Genomic DNA, 18,836 nt, shown 5'->3' with positions numbered 1-18,836 from the left:
AACAAAAAAGGCCACCCTGGGGTGGCCTTTTTCAACAGTCGGTAAAATTACTGACCTTTAACTTCGCTCAGACCGCGGAAAGGCGCTTTATCACCCAACTGCTCTTCGATACGCAGCAACTGGTTGTACTTGGCTACGCGGTCGCTGCGGCACAGAGAACCAGTCTTGATCTGGCCTGCTGCAGTACCTACTGCCAAATCGGCAATAGTGGCATCTTCGGTTTCACCTGAGCGGTGAGAGATAACGGCAGTGTAACCCGCTTCTTTAGCCATACGGATAGCAGCCAGAGTTTCGGTCAGAGAACCGATCTGGTTGAACTTAATCAGAATGGAGTTAGCGATGCTGTTTTCGATACCACGGGTCAGGATCTTGGTATTGGTTACGAACAGGTCGTCACCTACCAGCTGGATCTTGTCGCCCATGATCTGAGTCTGGTATGCCCAGCCATCCCAGTCAGACTCATCCAGACCGTCTTCGATAGAAACGATTGGATACTCTTCAGTCAGAGACTTCAGGAAATCAGAGAACTCGTTAGCAGTGAATACCTTGCCTTCGCCGGACAGGTCATACTTACCGTCTTTGTAGAACTCAGACGCAGCACAGTCCAGAGCCAGAGTGATATCAGTACCCAGCTTGTAGCCAGCGGCTTCAACGGCTTCTTTAATCACAGCCAGTGCATCAGCATTGGAGGCCAGGTTCGGCGCGAAACCACCTTCGTCACCTACGGAAGTGCTCATGCCCTTGGCAGACAGTACTTTCTTCAGGTTGTGGAAGATTTCAGCGCCCATACGCAGACCTTCGCGGAAGCTCTTGGCACCCACAGGCTGAATCATGAATTCCTGAATATCAACGTTGTTGTCTGCGTGCTCGCCACCGTTGAGGATGTTCATCATTGGCAGTGGCATGCTGTACTGACCAGGAGTGCCATTCAGCTCAGCGATGTGAGCGTACAGTGGCATACCTTTGGCAGCGGCAGCAGCTTTGGCGGCAGCCAGAGACACAGCCAGAATGGCGTTGGCGCCCAGCTTGTCTTTGTTTTCAGTGCCATCCAGGTCGATCATGGTTTTATCCAGATCAGCCTGAGCAGTTGCATCCATACCCAGCAGAGCTTCACGGATAGGGCCGTTTACGTTGGTCACAGCGTTCAGCACGCCTTTACCCAGGTAACGAGCCTTGTCGCCGTCACGTAGTTCCAGCGCTTCACGGCTACCGGTAGAGGCACCGGATGGCGCAGCAGCCATACCGATAAAACCACCTTCCAGGTGAACTTCTGCTTCTACGGTTGGGTTACCGCGGGAGTCCATGATCTCACGACCGATCACATTAACAATCTTAGCCATAATGTCCTCGACTTAGTCCTAATAATAAATTCACACAAATGTCTGCGCTGAGCTCAATCCGGGAAAAACCGGTTTTACCACCCTGGATGGCGTGAACTTAGGCTAATGAAAACGCAGATATTTGTGAAAACTGCTCGATTTGATGCGGGGCAATATGATGAGCTATTGCCCCTGTGGTTCGCAATGACTTTTGCACGTCCCAATGCAAAAAAAACCGGCCCCGCTAACCGGGTCCGGTTTTAAGTCTTACTCTACATCGCCTTTCTGGAAATCTCTGGCGGCGGCGACAAAGCCTTCGAACAGAGGGTGACCATCGCGAGGAGTAGAGGTGAATTCCGGATGGAACTGACCAGCCACAAACCATGGGTGGTTTGGCAGCTCAATCATCTCAACCAGCTTACGGTCGGTGGACAGGCCGCTGAATACCAGACCGGCTTTCTCCAGACGCTCAACATAGTTGTTGTTCACTTCGTAACGGTGACGGTGACGCTCGATACAGGATGCACCACCGTAGGCTGCTGCAGCCTTGGTACCTTCAATCAGGTGACACAGCTGCGCGCCCAGACGCATGGTACCGCCCAGATCAGACAGGTCATCACGCTGTTCAACGTTACCTTCTTTGTCGATCCACTCAGTGATCAGGCCCACAACAGGGTGTGGAGAGTTCTTGTCAAACTCAGTGGAGTGCGCACCAGCCAGACCGGCAACATGACGAGCGAACTCAATCAGTGCTACCTGCATACCCAGACAGATACCCAGGTATGGGATGTTGTTTTCACGGGCGTACTTGGCAGCCAGGATCTTACCTTCCACACCACGCTCACCGAAACCACCAGGAACCAGGATACCGTCCAGACCAGCCAGAACTTCATCACCCTTGGCTTCAACAGTCTGAGAGTCGATGTACTTGATAGTCACAGAAACACGGTTCTTCAGACCGGCATGCTTCAGCGCTTCGTTAACAGACTTATAAGCATCAGGCAGTTCGATGTACTTACCCACCATACCAATGGTCACTTCGCCATTCGGGTTGGCTTCCTGGTAGATAACCTGTTCCCACTCGGACAGATCAGCTTCTGGGCAGTTCAGGCCAAAACGCTTAACAACCAGCTCATCCAGACCCTGTGAACGCAACAGCGCAGGGATCTTGTAGATGCTGTCTACGTCACGCAGAGAAATAACCGCACGCTCTTCAACGTTACAGAACAGGGAGATCTTGGCGCGCTCAGAAGCGGGGATAGCACGGTCGCCACGACAAACCAGGATATCAGGCGCAATACCGATAGAACGCAGCTCTTTTACAGAGTGCTGAGTCGGCTTGGTTTTTACTTCCTGAGCTGGACCAATGAAAGGAACCAGAGTCAGGTGCATGTACATGGTGCGATCGCGACCCAGTTCTACACCCAGCTGACGGATAGACTCCAGGAATGGCAGAGATTCGATATCACCTACGGTGCCACCGATTTCCACGATAGCCACGTCATGACCTTCACCACCTTCCAGAACTTTCTCTTTAATGGCGTTGGTGATGTGCGGGATCACCTGAATGGTTGCACCCAGGTAGTCACCACGACGCTCTTTACGCAGAACTTCTTCGTAGATACGACCAGTAGTGAAGTTGTTACGGCGGTTCATCTTGGTACGGATGAAACGCTCATAGTGACCCAGGTCCAGATCTGTTTCTGCGCCGTCCTCAGTAACAAATACTTCACCGTGTTGAATTGGGCTCATGGTGCCTGGATCAACGTTGATGTATGGATCCAGCTTCATAATGGTAACGTTGAGGCCACGTGCCTCGAGAATGGCTGCCAGAGAAGCTGCTGCAATGCCTTTACCCAACGACGAAACCACGCCGCCGGTGACGAAGATATACCTAGTAGTCATGCTGAACCTGAGAAAATGAATATGAAAATTTCGTGCTTGTAAGAAAGCACTAGGACGGGGCGACAGTTTACTAAAGTCGCTCCTTTTAGACAAACAAAGAATCACCTGATCCGGTGATTTTATTTTGCTTCTTTGGCCTTGGCCTGCTGCCAATAGGCTTCCAGCTGATCCAGAGTGTGCTCAGTCATTTCCCGACCGGACTGTGAAGCCAACTGCTCCACCTGACGAAAACGTCGCTCGAACTTATCATTACCCTGACGCAGCGCCTGTTCCGGCTCGATACCCAGGTGGCGGGCAAGATTAACCACGGCAAACAGCAAATCACCCATCTCATCCTGTACTCTGGCCTTGTCGGGCTGGGGCACATTTACCTCAGCCAATACCTCGTCCACCTCTTCGTGGATTTTGGCTACCACATCGGCAGTGTTATCCCAGTCAAAACCCACACGGGCGACCCGCTTCTGGATTTTGGCCGCGCGGGACAGCGCAGGCAAAGATTTGGGGATATTATCCAGCACACTGTGCATATCCTTTTCAGCCCGCTCCTCAGCCTTGAGTTGCTCCCAGTTGGACTTAATCTCCTCGCTGGAGAGGTCCTTGAGTTCACCGAATACATGGGGGTGTCTGTGGGTCAACTTGTCACAGATACGTCCGGCGACCTGTTCAAAGTCAAATCTGCCCTGCTCCTTGCCCAGCTGGCAATAAAACACCACCTGAAACAAGAGGTCGCCCAGCTCATCGGGCAGTTCATCCCAGGCCATACGCTCTATGGTGTCAGCCACTTCATAGGCCTCTTCCAGCGTGAAAGGCACGATAGACTTAAAGTCCTGAGCCAGATCCCAGGGACAGCCATCCTGCGGGTCCCGCAGTTTGGCCATAATCTGCAGTAAACGGTCGAGATTACTCCCCTGCACTGTGTCACTCCTCACTTGCGGCGAACCTCATAAACACCTTCAATCTGTCCCAACCTGGACAGGACTCTGGAGACGCCATCGGAATCATAGAGCTCCAGTTCCAGCTCAATGGTGGCAGTTTGGGTCTTTACTTCCGAGCTTGAACTCATCGCCATCACATGGGATTTCTCCGAAGCCAGCACAGAGGTAAGATCCCGCAGCAAGCCGTATCTGTCATTGGCGGTAACCCGCACTTTAACCCGATAACCACCTGAGTAGTTCTCGCCCCAGACCACATCCACAGTGCGCTCCGGGTGCTGACGCATCAGCTCTTTAACCTGCTCGCAATCCTCTCGGTGAACCGAGATACCACGCCCCTTGGTGATAAAGCCGATAATTTCGTCGCCGGGCACAGGGTGGCAGCACTGAGCAATATGGCTGAGCAGATTACCCACACCATTGACCTCAACCTGGTCGCGATTCTTGCTGGCAGGTTTGGGCTGAGTCTTCTTAACCAGATCTTCAACCACTTCCTCTTCAGTCGGCTCGTCGTTGCGCAACTTACTCTGGATATGGTTTACCACTTGATTCAGGCGAACGTCGCCACCGCCAATGGCCGCCAACAGGTCATCCATGGATGTCACGTTAAAACGCTCTACCGCTGACTGGGCATCCTTCAGTTTAAGGTTGTGACGGGACAGCTCGGTTTCCAGCATCTCCCGGCCGGCGACAATGTTTTTATCCCTGTCCTGCTGTTTGAACCAGTGCAGGATCTTGGAGCGGGCACGGGAAGAGCGGATATATCCAAGGTTGGGGTTCAGCCAATCCCGCTTCGGACTGGGGGTCTTGGAGGTGATTATCTCAATACGCTCACCGGTTTCCACCTGATAGGTAAAGGGTACAATGCGGCCATCCACCTTGGCGCCGATACACTTATGCCCCACCTGAGAGTGAATATAGTAGGCAAAGTCGAGCACAGTGGAGCCCAGCGGCAGGTCTACCACTTCGCCGGATGGCGTGAACACATAGACTCTGTCTTCAAATACCTGGGAGCGGATCTCTTCCACCAGGTTTCCGCTTTCAGCCACGTCTTCCTGCCACTGCAGAATTTTACGCAGCCAGTTTATCTTCTCTTCGTAACCACTTTGCTTGCCGCCGCTGGTGCCCTCTTTATATTTCCAGTGAGCTGCCACCCCCAGCTCAGCATCTTCATGCATCTGCTGAGTTCGGATCTGTATCTCTACGGTTTTGCCTTCAGGCCCCACCACCACAGTGTGGATGGACTGGTAACCATTGGGCTTGGGATTAGCAACATAGTCATCAAACTCCCGCGGGATGTGATGCCACATGGTGTGTACGACACCCAGGGCACCGTAACAATCCTGAAGACGCTCAGTAACGATACGCACAGCGCGCACGTCAAACAGCTCGTCGAAGGCAAGGTCCTTGCCCTTCATTTTGCGCCAGATGGAGTAGATATGCTTGGGACGGCCATACACCTTGGCACGGATATGTTCTTCATCCAACCTTGCCTGCAATTGACTGACAAAGCTGTCGATAAAGGTTTCTCTGTCCAGCCGCTTGCCATCCAGCTGCTTGGCAATGTCTTTATAGGTCTCGGGATGCAGATAACGGAAGGAGATATCCTCCAGCTCCCATTTGAGCTGACCAATCCCCAGGCGGTTGGCCAAAGGCGCATAGATATCGGCGATCTCCCGGGCCAGCAGTACCCGGGTTTCCTCATCGGAGTTTTTCACCGCTCGCAGTAAACAGATGCGCTCCGCCAGCTTGATCACCACGGCGCGAACATCCTCGACCATGGCCAGCAACATGCGGCGAATATTGTCTATCTGCGGCTCGGCAGAGCGGGATTGATTATTAATCTTAAGGGCGCTGATGCCGTCCATGGTGATAACACTTTCAACCAGCTGAGCCATGCCTTTGCCGAACAGCTCTTCCAACTGCTCAGCGTCCATCAACCCGGCTTCAAGGGCCTCGAACAGCACCGCAGCCTGCAGCGTCTCGATATCCATATTCAGAGGAGCAAGGATCTCCACCATCTCCCGCGCCTTGGAAACCAGCTCCCGGCTTTCGACCTCTTGTGCTTTTGCCATGGCATCGATGCGGCGGATAAGTGCCAGCAGCATGCCGGCATCTTTGGTGTCGGCCACATAACGGTCTACCCACTTTTCCAGTTGAAAATCCGGATCATTAAAGTGTGCTTCGCGAACAGATACCATGGTGTCATACTTCCTTATTACATCAGGACAAAGTCCTGCAGGCCTTACTGTACTGCCTATCATCAGCATTGTTTGAAGCTTGTCAAACAAGCTGGCGTTAAGTGCGCAGATTTTTACCTTATTTCGCACAAAAATTATGAATTTAACAATTCATTCAAGGTTTTGAGTGCAAAACCTGCAGATTCAGCAGTTAATTTCAGCAGCGCTCAAAAAGTGCCATCGCCTCGATGTGATGAGTCTGGGGGAACATATCCACCAAAGCCAACTGAGCCAGACGATAGCCTTTCTCCTGCAGAACTTTACTGTCCCGGGCCAGACTGGATGGATTACAGGAAACATACACCAGACTGGCGGGCTTCATTTTGCTGAGCCACTGCAGACTTTCAAACGCACCGGCACGGGCCGGATCCAACAGCAATTTATCGATCTTGCCCAGCCAGGGCTCAGCGGAAAGGTCAGCGCTCAGGTCGCCGTGGAAAAACTCCACATTATCCATTCCCGCTTTAGTCGCATTGCCTCTGGCCTGCTCAACCATTTCAGGCACACCCTCCACACCAACTACCTGAGCACCTGTCCTGGCCAGTGGTAAAGAGAAGTTGCCCACACCACAGAAGAGATCCAGTACCCGCTCATCTGGCTGCGGCGCCAACCAGGCGACCGCGCGCTCCACCATCAAACGATTGATCTCGCCGTTAACCTGAATAAAGTTGCCGGGCTTGAACGCCAACTCCAGTTCATCCAGTTGATAGGCGACGCAGGCTTCCTCACCTTTAAGGTCGTAGCAGTGGCCCTCATTATCGGCCAACAGCACAATTACCTTGTGCTCTGCGGCAAAGGCTTCCAGCGCTGCTCCATCCTTTTCACTGATGGCTTTGGTGACCCGAATCACCACATATCGACCCGACTCCACCTCAATAAGTTCCACATGACCCAGAGTCGATTTCAGCTTCAACTTATTCAGCAGGCTGTGCAGAGGAGAAATCAGGTCTGACAGGGGCTCGGCCAACACGGGACAGGCATCGATCGCAACCACTTTGCTGCTGGCTTCCTGACGGAACCCCAGCTCCAGCTGCTTGCTTTGTTTGTCATACCAGGTCGCCAGACGGGCACGACGGCGGTAATGCCAGGCACTGCCCGACAAAATATCTTCGACCTTGAATTCCTGCCCCCAGGCACGGCTCATCATATTCCCCAGCGCGTCAGCTTTGGCGTTGCGCTGAGCGGCGACATCCATATGCTGCAAGTCGCAGCCGCCACAGCGGGCAAAATGAGGACAGTCTGGCTTGATACGGGCGTCACTGGCACGTTCAACTTTCAGCAGTTTGCCTCTGGCGTACTGCTTTTTCTGTTCAGTTAATTGCGCGGTGACAGTCTCTCCGGGCAGTGCCCCCGGAATGAACACCACTTTGCCCTGATGCTGGGCGATACCAGCCCCGAGATGATCCAGTGAGGTGATCTGGAGTGACAGCTTTGCCGAGAGTTGTTTGGATCTATTTGGTTTTGCTTTGAAAAATTGTGCCATTTCGGCCTCAGAATCGATAAATCTCTGGTAAAGCCTGCGAAATATCTGGCAGTCTTGTACCATTACAATGATTTGTCCGTTTAAGGATCTTCCCGCTTCAATGAATAATGCCCAAGACATGACCAAATACAGCCTGCGCTCCTGGGTAATGGTGCTGGCTTTGGCACCAACTATTCTGATGGGGATCCTGCTGGGCAGCTATTTTACCATAGACAGATTTTATCAGCTCGAAGAAACCCTGCTTGAACAGGGAAGCAATATTATCGAGCCATTGGCCATCGCTTCCGAAGTGGGCTTGGAAAACAACGACAGAGAATCCAGTAAACGCCTGTTAGCCAGTGCCCAATTAAGTCGTTCCCCTTTGGTCAAATCCATTGCAATTTTCGACAAGAACAATCAACTGTTTATCACCTCCCACTATCACAAAGACTTTGAGGTGATGCGCTATCCCGGCAATGTGGCCGAGCTGCTGAATACAGAGCATGAAACCCTGGGCGATACCGTCATCATGCGTACGCCTATTTATGAGGGGTATAAACCGGGTGAACTGAGAATTGTTGAGCCCTCTCAGGGCGCCAAGGGCCAGCCGGACAGTCCGAGGTACCTGGGGTATATCGCCCTGCTGCTCAACAAAGAAAAAACCCTGCTGGAATATCACAGAGCTGCCGTTGCCGCCTTTATTATCGTGCTGGTTGGCGTACAGCTGAATCTGCTGTTTACCTTCCGCCTGCTTAAGAACGTGACCCACCCTATTACCGAAATGGTAAAAGTCGTGGCGAAAATCCGAGAGGGTAAGCTGGACACCCGACTTGAAGGCAACCTGATTGGTGAGCTGGATCTGCTGAAACGGGGGATCAACGCCATGGCGTCCTCCCTGTCGGAATACCATGATGAAATGCAACAGAATATTGACCAGGCAACATCGGATTTGCGGGAAACCCTGGAACAGATTGAGATCCAGAACGTGGAGCTGGATCTTGCCAAAAAGCGCGCCCTGGAAGCCAGCCGTATCAAGTCTGAGTTCCTTGCCAATATGTCCCACGAACTCAGAACCCCGCTGAACGGTGTGATTGGCTTTGCCCGTCAGTTATTAAAGACCCCTCTTCACGCCAGTCAGCTTGAATATATTCGTACCATTGAGCGCAGCGCCGCCAACCTGCTTGGCATCATTAACGACATTCTCGATTTCTCCAAACTGGAAGCCGGCAAAATGGTGCTGGAGAATATGCCATTTGCCCTGCGGGATCTGATGGATGACACCCTGGCTTTGCTGGCTGGCAGCGCACGGGAAAAGGGCCTTGAGTTGGTGGTCAATATTAATGATGATGTACCCGAAGGGGTGAGTGGCGATGCCATGCGCGTCGGACAAATCATTACCAATCTGGTGGGCAATGCCATCAAATTCACCGATGAAGGCAGTGTTCAGTTGAATATCAAACTGGTGGGCGAAACCGGTGATAAAGTCACTCTCAGATGTGAAGTTATCGACACAGGTATCGGTATCAGTGAAGACCATCAGGAACTCCTGTTCCAGGCCTTCGGTCAGGCCGACTCCTCTATCTCTCGCCGCTTCGGTGGTACAGGCCTGGGACTGGTGATCACCAAGCGCCTGATTAACCAGATGGGCGGTCAGATCGGCTTTAACTCGGTCCAGCACAAAGGCTCTTCATTCTGGTTTACCCTGCCCCTGCTCAATGCCAAATTCCCCATTGGCGACAGCCTGTCGGTTGCCCAATTAAGGGATGCTCAGGTCCTGTTGTTCCAGCCCAAGAGTCTGAGTATGCAGGTACTGTCCAACCGTTTGGGCAAGTGGGGCATGAAACTGCTGCCGGTAAGCGACTACGCAGCCCTCTGCCACCTGATTGAAGATGCGCCTCAGGTGGATATAGCCATTCTCAGCTGTCTTGGCTTCCCCGATACCGAAAGCATCAGCAGAGCTGTCGAAACCCTCAAGCCCAGAGTCGGCAAACTGATATTGCTGGATGATTGCATCAGCAAACAGATGCTGCCGGAAAACTGCACCCGTCTGGCTGACAAGCTGTTAACTCCACCAGTAGGTGACAATGTGCTGGCCCGGGCGTTGCTGTTTACCCAGTTGGGCGACTCCTTTGTCAATGTGGAAAGCCCGGTCGCCGCTGCACATCAAAAGCATGAGCTCAAAGTGCTGGCCGTCGATGACAACCCGGCCAATCTCAAGCTGATGGATACCCTGCTCAATGAGTTGGTGACAGATGTGGTGACGGTCAACAGTGGTGACAAGGCGATCAGCGAAGCCCAGGCCCATAAGTTCGACCTGATTTTCATGGATATTCAGATGCCGGGTACCGATGGTATTACCGCGACCCGTCGTATCCGGATGAATTCCAATAATCGCAGAACACCCATCATTGCGGTAACTGCACACGCCATTGCAGAAGAGCGACAGCGCATTATGAGCAGCGGGATGGATGCCTACCTGCCCAAGCCCATTGATGAAGCGGCATTGAAAGAGGTGATAACCCGTTGGATCACCCGACCTGAATTTTCCGAGTTTGACCTGCAAACCCTGAACTGGGAGCAGTGCCTGGCACAGTCGAATCAAAAAGTAGACCTGGCGCTGGAAATGCTCACCATGCTGCTCGACAGCCTGCCACAAACAGGTACACAGATTGAAAAAGCCCTGCAGGACAATGACCAGCAGACCATGTTGACCACAGTGCACAAGCTTCATGGTGCCAGTTGTTACTGTGGCGTGCCAAACACCCGCAAACTGTGTCAGGAGATAGAGTCAGCCCTGAAACACAATACCGAAATCAGTGACCTCGAGCCGGAAATTCTGGAGTTACTTGATGAACTAACTAAGGTAGAATCTGCTGCGAAACATGTGATTTCCCAGCTAACTGCGGACGAAACCAATGACCAAAAAAACCGGCTTCTTCAAACGCCTAAAGGCGCTTGAACCACTGCAGAAGCAGTTGTTTGCCACCGCGCTTTGTCAGCGCATGTATCCCAACTATCAGCTTTTTGCAGAGGTCTGTGAGTTTGGTGACAGCCAGGTGCTGTCTACTGTTCTGGAACTCCTGTGGCAATCTTTGTACGACCGCAAACTGAAGTTCAACTATGAAGTCCACCTTGAGCGACTGGATGTTGTCACTCCTGACCCGGAGGACTTTGTTGTTTACGGCGCTTACCCGGCGATGGACGCTGCTGTTGCCCTGACCTCTCTGCTCAGTGCCATTCAGGGCAAGCAGGAAGATGACATGGTGAACATCAGTAAACTGTCTTCTGCCACCGTAGCCAACTATATTGAAGCTACAATAGATACAGAGCTGGACGGCGATGCGCTGGATGACTTTATCTTCGAGCAGGAGATCATGCAGGAAGAGCGAGAACTCCAGTCCTCTTTGCTGGATATTATCGAGCAGAACCCTATCAGTGCTGAGCTGGTGAAGGAACTGCGCAAAGACATTATCGCGTCCGGCGTGTCCAATATCGGCATATCGGCAGACTGATACCATGTCCCATAAGCTCATCATCGATGGATACATGCTCACCAATGATTCAGGCAAAACTGATCGCTGGAAGCTGGCCATAGGTGATGAAACCCGCCTGGGCTCGCTGTTTGAGCTTAAGCGGGTGATTAAGTTTTACCGTGAACTCGGGGTCATTCCCGAGGTTCGCTCTCACACCATCCCGCCAGCCACTTCCCCAGGTTCGACTATGCTGCGTTCACGCAGATAGCCAGCAGCTTGTTACTGCATTCAAGACATGGCGAACAACTCTTCCGCCTGCTGTTGCATAAACTCCAGAAACAGTCTCACCTTCACAGGTTGATGGATGCGCTGGTGATAAAGCAGTGATATACGCCTTTGCTCGCCAATCCATTGGGGCAATAACACCTCCAGCTCCCCCCGCTCCAACTGACCTTTGGCGAACAATTCCGGCCCATATAGAATGCCACCATCATCAACCGCCGAACGGATAGCGCCATGCAGATCAGACAGGGTTAAGTGCCCTGCGCCTTCATGGAAAAAGTTCTCACCATTTGGGTGTTTCAGATGCCAGTTATACAAAGGCCACACCTTGATGAGTCTGTGATTGGACAGATCATTGGCATGTTCAGGTCTGCCATTGGCAGCCAGATAGTTGGGAGAGGCCATCAACTTATAGTCCAGTACTCCAAGGGTTTTGGAGATCCAGGACGAGTCTGGTTGTCGCCCCCCCACGATCGCCACATCCACTCCTTCGTCAATCAGGTCGACCACCTGATTGGACTGGCTGATATGCAATCGAATATCAGGGTAACGCCGGCAAAACTCGTTGAAGGCAGGCATTAAGACCATGGACACAATCGCAATAGGCGCAGCCAGTCTCAGGGTTCCCTCGGGTCTGTCGCTGCGTTCACTGCTGAGCTCATCAAACTGGCTGACCACACTGCAGTATCGCTGAAACAGGATCAGCCCCTCTTCGGTGAGCCTGAGCTTACGGGTATTGCGCATTAACAGGTGTCTGTCCTGCACCGCTTCCAGTTTGGCCAGTTTACGGCTTACGGTTGCTACCGGCACCCCTAAGTTGCGCGCAGCAGCTGACATACTGCCGGCGTTTACTACGTGCACGAACAGGTAGATAAGTTCCAAATCATTCACTTTGGTGACGGTCAACAGCCTCTCCTCACACCTAAACCATGAATTAGAATTAGACAATAAACCCCTGAAAATGCGAAGTTAATCAAATCTTCTCCGGCACAAGGAGAGGAAATTCACATCCAGTAGTTTACTGTATATAAAATCAGTATATACTGTGTATCAATACAGTGTTTGCATTGTTTTTAGTCAATCAGCGTATTCCACGGGGAATCACTATGCTTTGCCAACTCAGCATCAACAATTATGCCATTGTCCGCTTTCTCGAGCTGGATTTTCGCCCCGGTATGACAAGTATTACCGGTGAAACAGGTGCAGGTAAATCCATCGCCATCGACGCCCTGGGTCTCTGCCTGGGTAATCGCTCCGACGCATCCAGTGTTCGGCCCGGTGCCGGTAAAGCTGAAATCAGCGCCCGCTTTTCTGTTGATGATATCCCCCTGGCCAAACGCTGGTTGGAAGACAACGACCTGGACGCCGAGCATGAGTGCATCCTGCGTCGCACCATCAACGCCGATGGTCGTTCCCGCGCTTATATCAATGGCAACCCGGTTCCCCTGCAACAACTCAAGTCGCTGGGTCAGCTACTGGTTGGTATACATGGCCAGCACGCCCATCACGCCATGCTGAAAAGTGAGCATCAACTTACCCTGTTGGACAGCTATGCCAATCATAAGCTGTTATTGGAAAATGTTGCCAAGTCCTATCAGAGATACAAACAAACCCAATCCGAATTGAAACGACTGCAACAGTCTTCTCAGGAGCGTATTGCCCGCAAACAACTGCTGCAATATCAGGTAGAAGAACTGGATGAATTTGCCCTGCAGCCCGGTGAGTTCGATGAGATTGAAGCCGAACACAAGCGTCTGGCCAATGGCAGTGCCCTGATAGAGAACTGTCAGCAGGGTCTGTATCTGCTCAGTGAAGGTGAAGATGCCAATGTGGAGTCTTTGCTGAACAAAGCCGTTATGCTGGCCGATGAACTGAAGGACTATGATCCGGAACTGGAAAGCATAGGCAATATGCTCAATGAAGCGCTTATCTCTGTTCAGGAAAGTGCGGCGGAACTGCAGCGTTACCAAAGTCATCTGGAGCTGGATCCTGAGCACTTTGCCCAACTGGAACAAAGAATGTCTCAGGCGATGCAACTGGCCCGCAAACATATAGTCTCGCCACAGGAGTTGGTTGCCCATCACACCAAGCTTAAACAGGAGTTGGACGCCATCGATGGCGACAACAGCAAGCTTGAAGGGATAGAGCAGGAGCTTGAGGCCAGCCGTCAGGCCTATATCGCCCAGGCGCAAAAGCTGAGCCAAAGTCGCAGCCGATATGCCAAAGAGCTGGATAAATTGGTAACCCAATCGATCAAAGAGCTGAATATGCCCAAGGGCAAATTCACTATCGACGTCAATTTCTGCGAGCAGACCATGTCACCCCTTGGCTCAGACAGTGTCGAATTTTTGGTGACCACCAACCCGGGTCAGCCACTACAACCGATCTCCAAAGTCGCCTCAGGGGGCGAGCTATCGCGAATCGGACTGGGGATTCAGGTGATTACCGCGCGCAAGGTCTCTACTCCAACCCTGATTTTCGATGAAGTAGATGTGGGTATTTCCGGCCCGACGGCCGCTGTTGTTGGTCGCATGTTGCGACAGTTGGGTGAGTCCACTCAGGTGTTTTGTGTAACTCACCTGCCTCAGGTTGCCGGTAACGGACATCAACATATGTTCGTCAATAAAGCCAATAAAGGGGGTCAAACTGAGACTTCCATGACTTCGCTGGATGCCGATCAGCGTATCGAAGAACTGGCGCGGCTGTTGGGCGGCGATACCATCACCACCAATACACTGGCCAATGCCAAAGAGTTGCTGCAGCATTAAGCTTCAGCTATCCAGTTAAGCCCGCCTTGCGGGCTTATTGTTTTCTCGCTCACCTCTCCAGCCCTCTCCTAAGTATGGTCGGCGCATCAGTTCAGCTGCACGTATCTTGTTAACCCAATTAGTGAGCTCACTACTTAGCTGACCAATAACTCACGCCAAGTGTGATCCAGCCCCCACACATCTCACATTCTGAATAACTGATATATGCAGTTGCTGTATGCTTCGCGCCATAAAGATACCCTCAACAAAAAGTACCAAGATGACCCTGAACCAAGTTCAATTTGCTGTATTGGGACAGCTTTTCCATACGCCGGTTAAAGGCGATTTTGAATACCTGCCGCAGGCACTGGTATGCATCGACAATTTGGGCAATATCCTGTCTGTGACCACGGATGATGACAGCGGATTCACCGCCAATATCCAGCAGCTTGAGCAAACCGGGAAACTGACCCGCCTGACTGATTCCCAATACCTGATGCCAGGTATGGTAGACCTGCATGTTCATGCCCCACAATGGCCTCAGGCTGGCAAAGGACTGGACCTGCCGCTGTACGACTGGCTTCAGGATTACACCTTCCCGCTGGAAGCCAAATTTGCCGATAACAGCTTTGCCCAGCCTATGTATCGCAGTGCAGTAGAGACTCTGCTCGCCAATGGCACCACCAGTGCCGTGTACTTCGCGACCATCCACAATGAAGCTTCTGTCACCCTGGCAAAAACCTGTCTGGAGCTGGGACAACGTGGCTTCGTGGGTAAAATCAATATGGATGATGCCAGTCAGTGTCCCGATTACTATCTGGAAGACACAGTTCAGGGGCTGGCTGATACAGAGCAATTTATTCAGGATGTTCTGGCGTTGCCGGGCAACGAGCAGCGTCTGGTATCCCCTGTGGTCACCCCACGCTTTGTCCCAAGCTGCACCCCTCAAATGTTGAAGGGTCTTGGCGAACTGACAACTAAGTACCAATGCCATGTACAGACCCATTGCTCCGAGAGCGACTGGGCCCGGGATTACAGTCTGGAGCACTATGGCAAGAGTGATGTGGCCATCTATCAGGAGATGGGGCTGCTGACCCGCAAAACCATACTGGCGCACTCTATCTTCCTGAGTGATGACGACTGTGACGCCATTAAGGCAACCGGTGCCAGCATCGCCCACTGCCCACTGTCCAATATGTACTTTGCCAACGCGGCCATGAAGACCCGCGAGATCCTGGATAAAGATCTGCATGTGGGTCTGGGAACCGACATCTCAGGGGCACCTGTACCTTCTGTGTTCCATACCTGTCTGGATGCAGTTAACCACTCCCGTGTCCGCGAAGATGGTACCAATACCCATCTGCCGGCATCTGAGCGTGGCGAAGCCGGTAGCCGCATCAGCTTCCTGGAGTCTTACTGGATGGCCACTGTCGGCGGCGGCCTGGCAATCGATACCAGGGTAGGTCTGTTCGCTCCTGAGTATGCTTTCGATGCCCTGATTATCGATACTCAGGCGCCTGACTCAGATCTGTTTGTGATTCCTGAGCTGGATACCCCAAGAGACAGACTCGAGAAGATTATTGCCCTGAACCGCCGCACCAATGTGCGCAAGGTGTATGTTCAGGGTAAGCAGGTGATCAACAAAGACGCCTGAGGCTTGTCTGAGTTGATATGAGCCAAACACAAAAAAGGAGCCAATTGGCTCCTTTTTGTTTTTAAGGCAGATGTTAACCCATCACAGACAGATAGGCCTGCAGGATAATCAGGTTCACAATGTCGATAAAGAAGGCGCCCACAATAGGGACAACCATAAACGCCTGAGGTGACGGACCATAGCGATTCACCACTGAGCCCATATTCATTACCGCCGTTGGCGTTGCCCCCAGACCAAACCCACAGTGACCACTGGCCATCACGGCAGCGTCATAGTTACTGCCCATCATCTTGAAGGTGATCCAGTAGGTAAACAGGCCAATCACCACTGACTGTACCGCCAGAATGATCAGGAATGGCACTGCCAGGTCAAAGATGTTCCAAAGCTTCAGGCTCATCAGTGCCATAGCCAGGAACAGCGACAGCGACACAGTGCCCAGAATATCAATGGTTTCAGTATCGATATGGCGTGTCTTGGTGACCTCCAATACGTTGGTCACCACCACACCAATGAACAGGGCATAGACGAAGTCAGGAATCGTCAGCCAGGAGATCTCAAAGCCGCTCACCCACTGCTCCAGATACTTGGCGCCGGTTACGCAGAGGATCATGATAAACAGCATCTCGATGACCTTCTTGGCGGTCACCTTATCCTCTTCGTTTTCGTTATAGGTCACCACTTCCGGGTGTGGTTGCAACTTGTCACCACAGCCATACTCAGACTCCAGCTTGTGCTTTTTGATAAGACGCTGAGCAACCGGGCTACCGATAATACCGCCCATAATCAAACCAAAGGTGGCTGACGCCATGGCGATCTCAAGGGTATTGTGCAGGCCATACATATCAGACAGGGTCTGTGACCAGGCTGCTCCGGTGCCATGTCCACCTGTCAGGGTAATTGAGCCAGCAATCAAGCCCATCAGCGGGTCCAGGCCAAGCATGGTCGCCAGGGAAACACCCACAGCGTTTTGCACCACAATAAACAGGGAAGCAATAGCCAGGAATACAAACACCTTGGCGCCACCCTTTAGTAACTGAGTGTAGTTGGCAGACAAACCCACAGTGGCGAAGAACATCAACATAAAGGTGTTCTGCAATGGCAGGTCGAATTTAAGCTCTATGTGATTAAAGTGCAGCGCGGTAATAATTGCTGCCACCACCAGACCACCCACAATGGGCTCAGGAATATTGAAACGCTTTAGTACTGGCAGCTTGGCATTAATACTGTGACCCAGGAAAAGTACGCTGATAGCGATTAGGAAGGACTCCAGCGGGCCGACGGAAATTACATGACTCATAGTACCTCATTTAGTTGTTGTAATACTCTCCTCCCTGATACCTGATTCTGCATTCTTCCATGTACTGGCTCCCTTAAGGGGCCGTGTGCCGTCAATTGGTATATCGTCATTTGCGAATTCACTATGGAATCACGATTAAATGATAAATGACAATCAACTAGTCAACTTCCTGATCTATTTCAAAATTCCGGCAAAATCTTGTTAATTTCCAACCCATTCTGATCGCAACATCAAAACCAAAACGCACCAAGCGCAGAACATGAACACATTTCAAAAACAAACGCATCCATTAAGGGGGTAAAAAGTGCGGATTCTGATGCCGGAAGGAAACTCTGCAGACGGGCAAATGATAATTAGCAAATACTAACATTCAAGGCATTTCAGACAGAGAATATTGTTGGCCGGGACAAGACTGACTGCTGACGGAGTGGAATATAGCAAAGCCAGGCTTACTCAGTGCTTTCCAATAAGTAATAATTCCTTAATGAGGCTGGTTTTCAGCACTCTGGGTACGTATGCTTTCCCTACCAAATTCTCAAGAACAAGAACCAAAATGAGCACAGCATTCTACCCAATCGGAACGCCGGGCATGCCCTGGGGTGAGCAGGAAAAAGCCCAGTGGCTGGCATCCATTACCGTAAAGCGCAGCTATCACAAAGAAGTGGTAGAGAAGATCCATGCACTGGCCGACAAATTTGATGTCATTCAGTATGGTGCACTGAGCTACGATGAAACCCGTTTTCCACTGCTGGCGTTGAAAAGCAAAAACTGGGATGAGCACAAACCCAAAGTGCTGGTGACCGGCGGTGTACATGGCTATGAAACCAGTGGTGTGCAGGGAGCGATTAAGTTCGCTCAAACCCGTGCTTGCGAATACGAGCATGACTTCAACCTGCTGATTGCCCCCTGTATCAGCCCATGGGGCTATGAGGTCATCAACCGCTGGAACCCTAATGCAGTAGATCCCAACCGCTCCTTTGTGGAAAACAGCCCGGCAGAAGAATCGGCAGGCCTTATGTCTCTGGTTGCCCTGTATGGCAAAGACTTCCTGATCCATATCGACCTGCACGAAACCACAGATTCTGACGAAGGCGAGTTCCGCCCTGCTCTGGCCGCCCGTGACGGTAAAGAGTATGAGCCTGATATCGTGCCTGATGGTTTCTATCTGGTCGGCGACAGCGAGAATCCTCAGGAAGGGTTCCAGAAAGCCATGATCGACGCAGTGCGCAAAGTGACCCACATCGCGCCACCAGACAGCAATGGCAATATTATTGGTGCGCCGGTCGAACAGGAAGGTGTCATCAACTATCCGGTGAAGAAGCTGGGCCTGTGCGCAGGTGTGACCGACAGCGAATACTGCACCACGACAGAAGTGTACCCGGACAGCCCCAAGGTCACCGACGACGAGTGTAATGATGCCCAGGTCGCAGCCGTAACCGCAGGACTGGATTACGTGCTGGCGCAGCTTAAGCAATAAACTGAAAAAGGAGCCTGAAGGCTCCTTTTTTCCCGCTATTGGTTATCG

Annotated in this window: 13 protein-coding genes; 6 read left to right on the top strand and 7 right to left on the bottom strand. The window is 51.8% G+C overall.

Features of this window, described 5'->3' with window-relative positions:
• Positions 1-47: 47 nt before the first annotated feature.
• From eno to rlmD, 5 genes are all read right to left on the bottom strand, one after another.
• The gene (gene eno, locus ACFOE0_RS20700; protein WP_248934458.1) at positions 48-1,340 is read right to left on the bottom strand and encodes a phosphopyruvate hydratase; all 1,293 of its coding nucleotides are present in this window, start codon (positions 1,338-1,340) and stop codon (positions 48-50) included.
• A gap of 246 nt (positions 1,341-1,586) precedes the next feature.
• Complete coding sequence (locus ACFOE0_RS20695) at positions 1,587-3,224, bottom strand: CTP synthase (protein WP_248934457.1); 1,638 nt, start codon at positions 3,222-3,224, stop codon at positions 1,587-1,589.
• Positions 3,225-3,343: 119 nt separating this feature from the next.
• Positions 3,344-4,138 (bottom strand): nucleoside triphosphate pyrophosphohydrolase, encoded by a 795-nt coding sequence (mazG, locus tag ACFOE0_RS20690; protein ID WP_346347845.1) that lies wholly within the window; start codon positions 4,136-4,138, stop codon positions 3,344-3,346.
• Between the two features lie 11 nt (positions 4,139-4,149).
• Positions 4,150-6,357: a GTP diphosphokinase gene (gene relA / locus ACFOE0_RS20685; RefSeq protein ID WP_248934456.1), complete on the bottom strand. Its 2,208-nt coding sequence runs from the start codon at positions 6,355-6,357 to the stop codon at positions 4,150-4,152.
• 196 nt (positions 6,358-6,553) lie between these two features.
• Entirely contained in the window at positions 6,554-7,879 is a 1,326-nt protein-coding gene (rlmD, locus tag ACFOE0_RS20680; protein WP_248934455.1) for a 23S rRNA (uracil(1939)-C(5))-methyltransferase RlmD, read from the bottom strand.
• 100 nt (positions 7,880-7,979) lie between these two features.
• Between rlmD and barA the strand changes: the two genes are divergently transcribed.
• From barA to ACFOE0_RS20665, 3 genes are read left to right on the top strand one after another with little or no spacing between them, the layout of a single operon-like run.
• Entirely contained in the window at positions 7,980-10,817 is a 2,838-nt protein-coding gene (gene barA, locus ACFOE0_RS20675) for a two-component sensor histidine kinase BarA (RefSeq protein ID WP_248934454.1), read from the top strand.
• Positions 10,774-11,370 (top strand): YjaG family protein, encoded by a 597-nt coding sequence (locus ACFOE0_RS20670; RefSeq protein WP_248934453.1) that lies wholly within the window; start codon positions 10,774-10,776, stop codon positions 11,368-11,370. Before barA ends, ACFOE0_RS20670 begins: the two co-directional genes overlap by 44 nt.
• Before the next feature lie 4 nt (positions 11,371-11,374).
• Positions 11,375-11,599 (top strand): hypothetical protein, encoded by a 225-nt coding sequence (locus tag ACFOE0_RS20665; RefSeq protein ID WP_248934452.1) that lies wholly within the window; start codon positions 11,375-11,377, stop codon positions 11,597-11,599.
• Between the two features lie 20 nt (positions 11,600-11,619).
• On the opposite strand, the gene ACFOE0_RS20660 is transcribed toward ACFOE0_RS20665, so the two are convergent.
• Positions 11,620-12,519, bottom strand: coding sequence for a LysR family transcriptional regulator (locus ACFOE0_RS20660; protein WP_248934451.1), 900 nt, complete (start codon positions 12,517-12,519; stop codon positions 11,620-11,622).
• A 200-nt stretch (positions 12,520-12,719) separates the two neighbouring features.
• Between ACFOE0_RS20660 and recN the strand changes: the two genes are divergently transcribed.
• Both recN and guaD read left to right on the top strand, forming a co-directional pair.
• Complete coding sequence (gene recN, locus ACFOE0_RS20655) at positions 12,720-14,381, top strand: DNA repair protein RecN (protein ID WP_248934450.1); 1,662 nt, start codon at positions 12,720-12,722, stop codon at positions 14,379-14,381.
• Between the two features lie 259 nt (positions 14,382-14,640).
• On the top strand, positions 14,641-16,014 hold the full coding sequence (gene guaD, locus ACFOE0_RS20650; protein ID WP_248934449.1) for a guanine deaminase: 1,374 nt from the start codon (positions 14,641-14,643) through the stop codon (positions 16,012-16,014).
• A 73-nt stretch (positions 16,015-16,087) separates the two neighbouring features.
• On the opposite strand, the gene gltS is transcribed toward guaD, so the two are convergent.
• On the bottom strand, positions 16,088-17,311 hold the full coding sequence (gltS, locus tag ACFOE0_RS20645; RefSeq protein ID WP_115135332.1) for a sodium/glutamate symporter: 1,224 nt from the start codon (positions 17,309-17,311) through the stop codon (positions 16,088-16,090).
• 553 nt (positions 17,312-17,864) lie between these two features.
• Between gltS and ACFOE0_RS20640 the strand changes: the two genes are divergently transcribed.
• Positions 17,865-18,788: a M14 family metallopeptidase gene (locus ACFOE0_RS20640; RefSeq protein WP_248934448.1), complete on the top strand. Its 924-nt coding sequence runs from the start codon at positions 17,865-17,867 to the stop codon at positions 18,786-18,788.
• Positions 18,789-18,836 lie beyond the last annotated feature (48 nt).

Source organism: Shewanella submarina, from assembly GCF_042646185.1.
GTDB classification, from domain to species: Bacteria; Pseudomonadota; Gammaproteobacteria; order Enterobacterales; family Shewanellaceae; genus Shewanella; species Shewanella corallii.
Note: the sequence above shows the minus strand (reverse complement) of the source record. Positions and strands in the feature narration are given on the sequence as shown.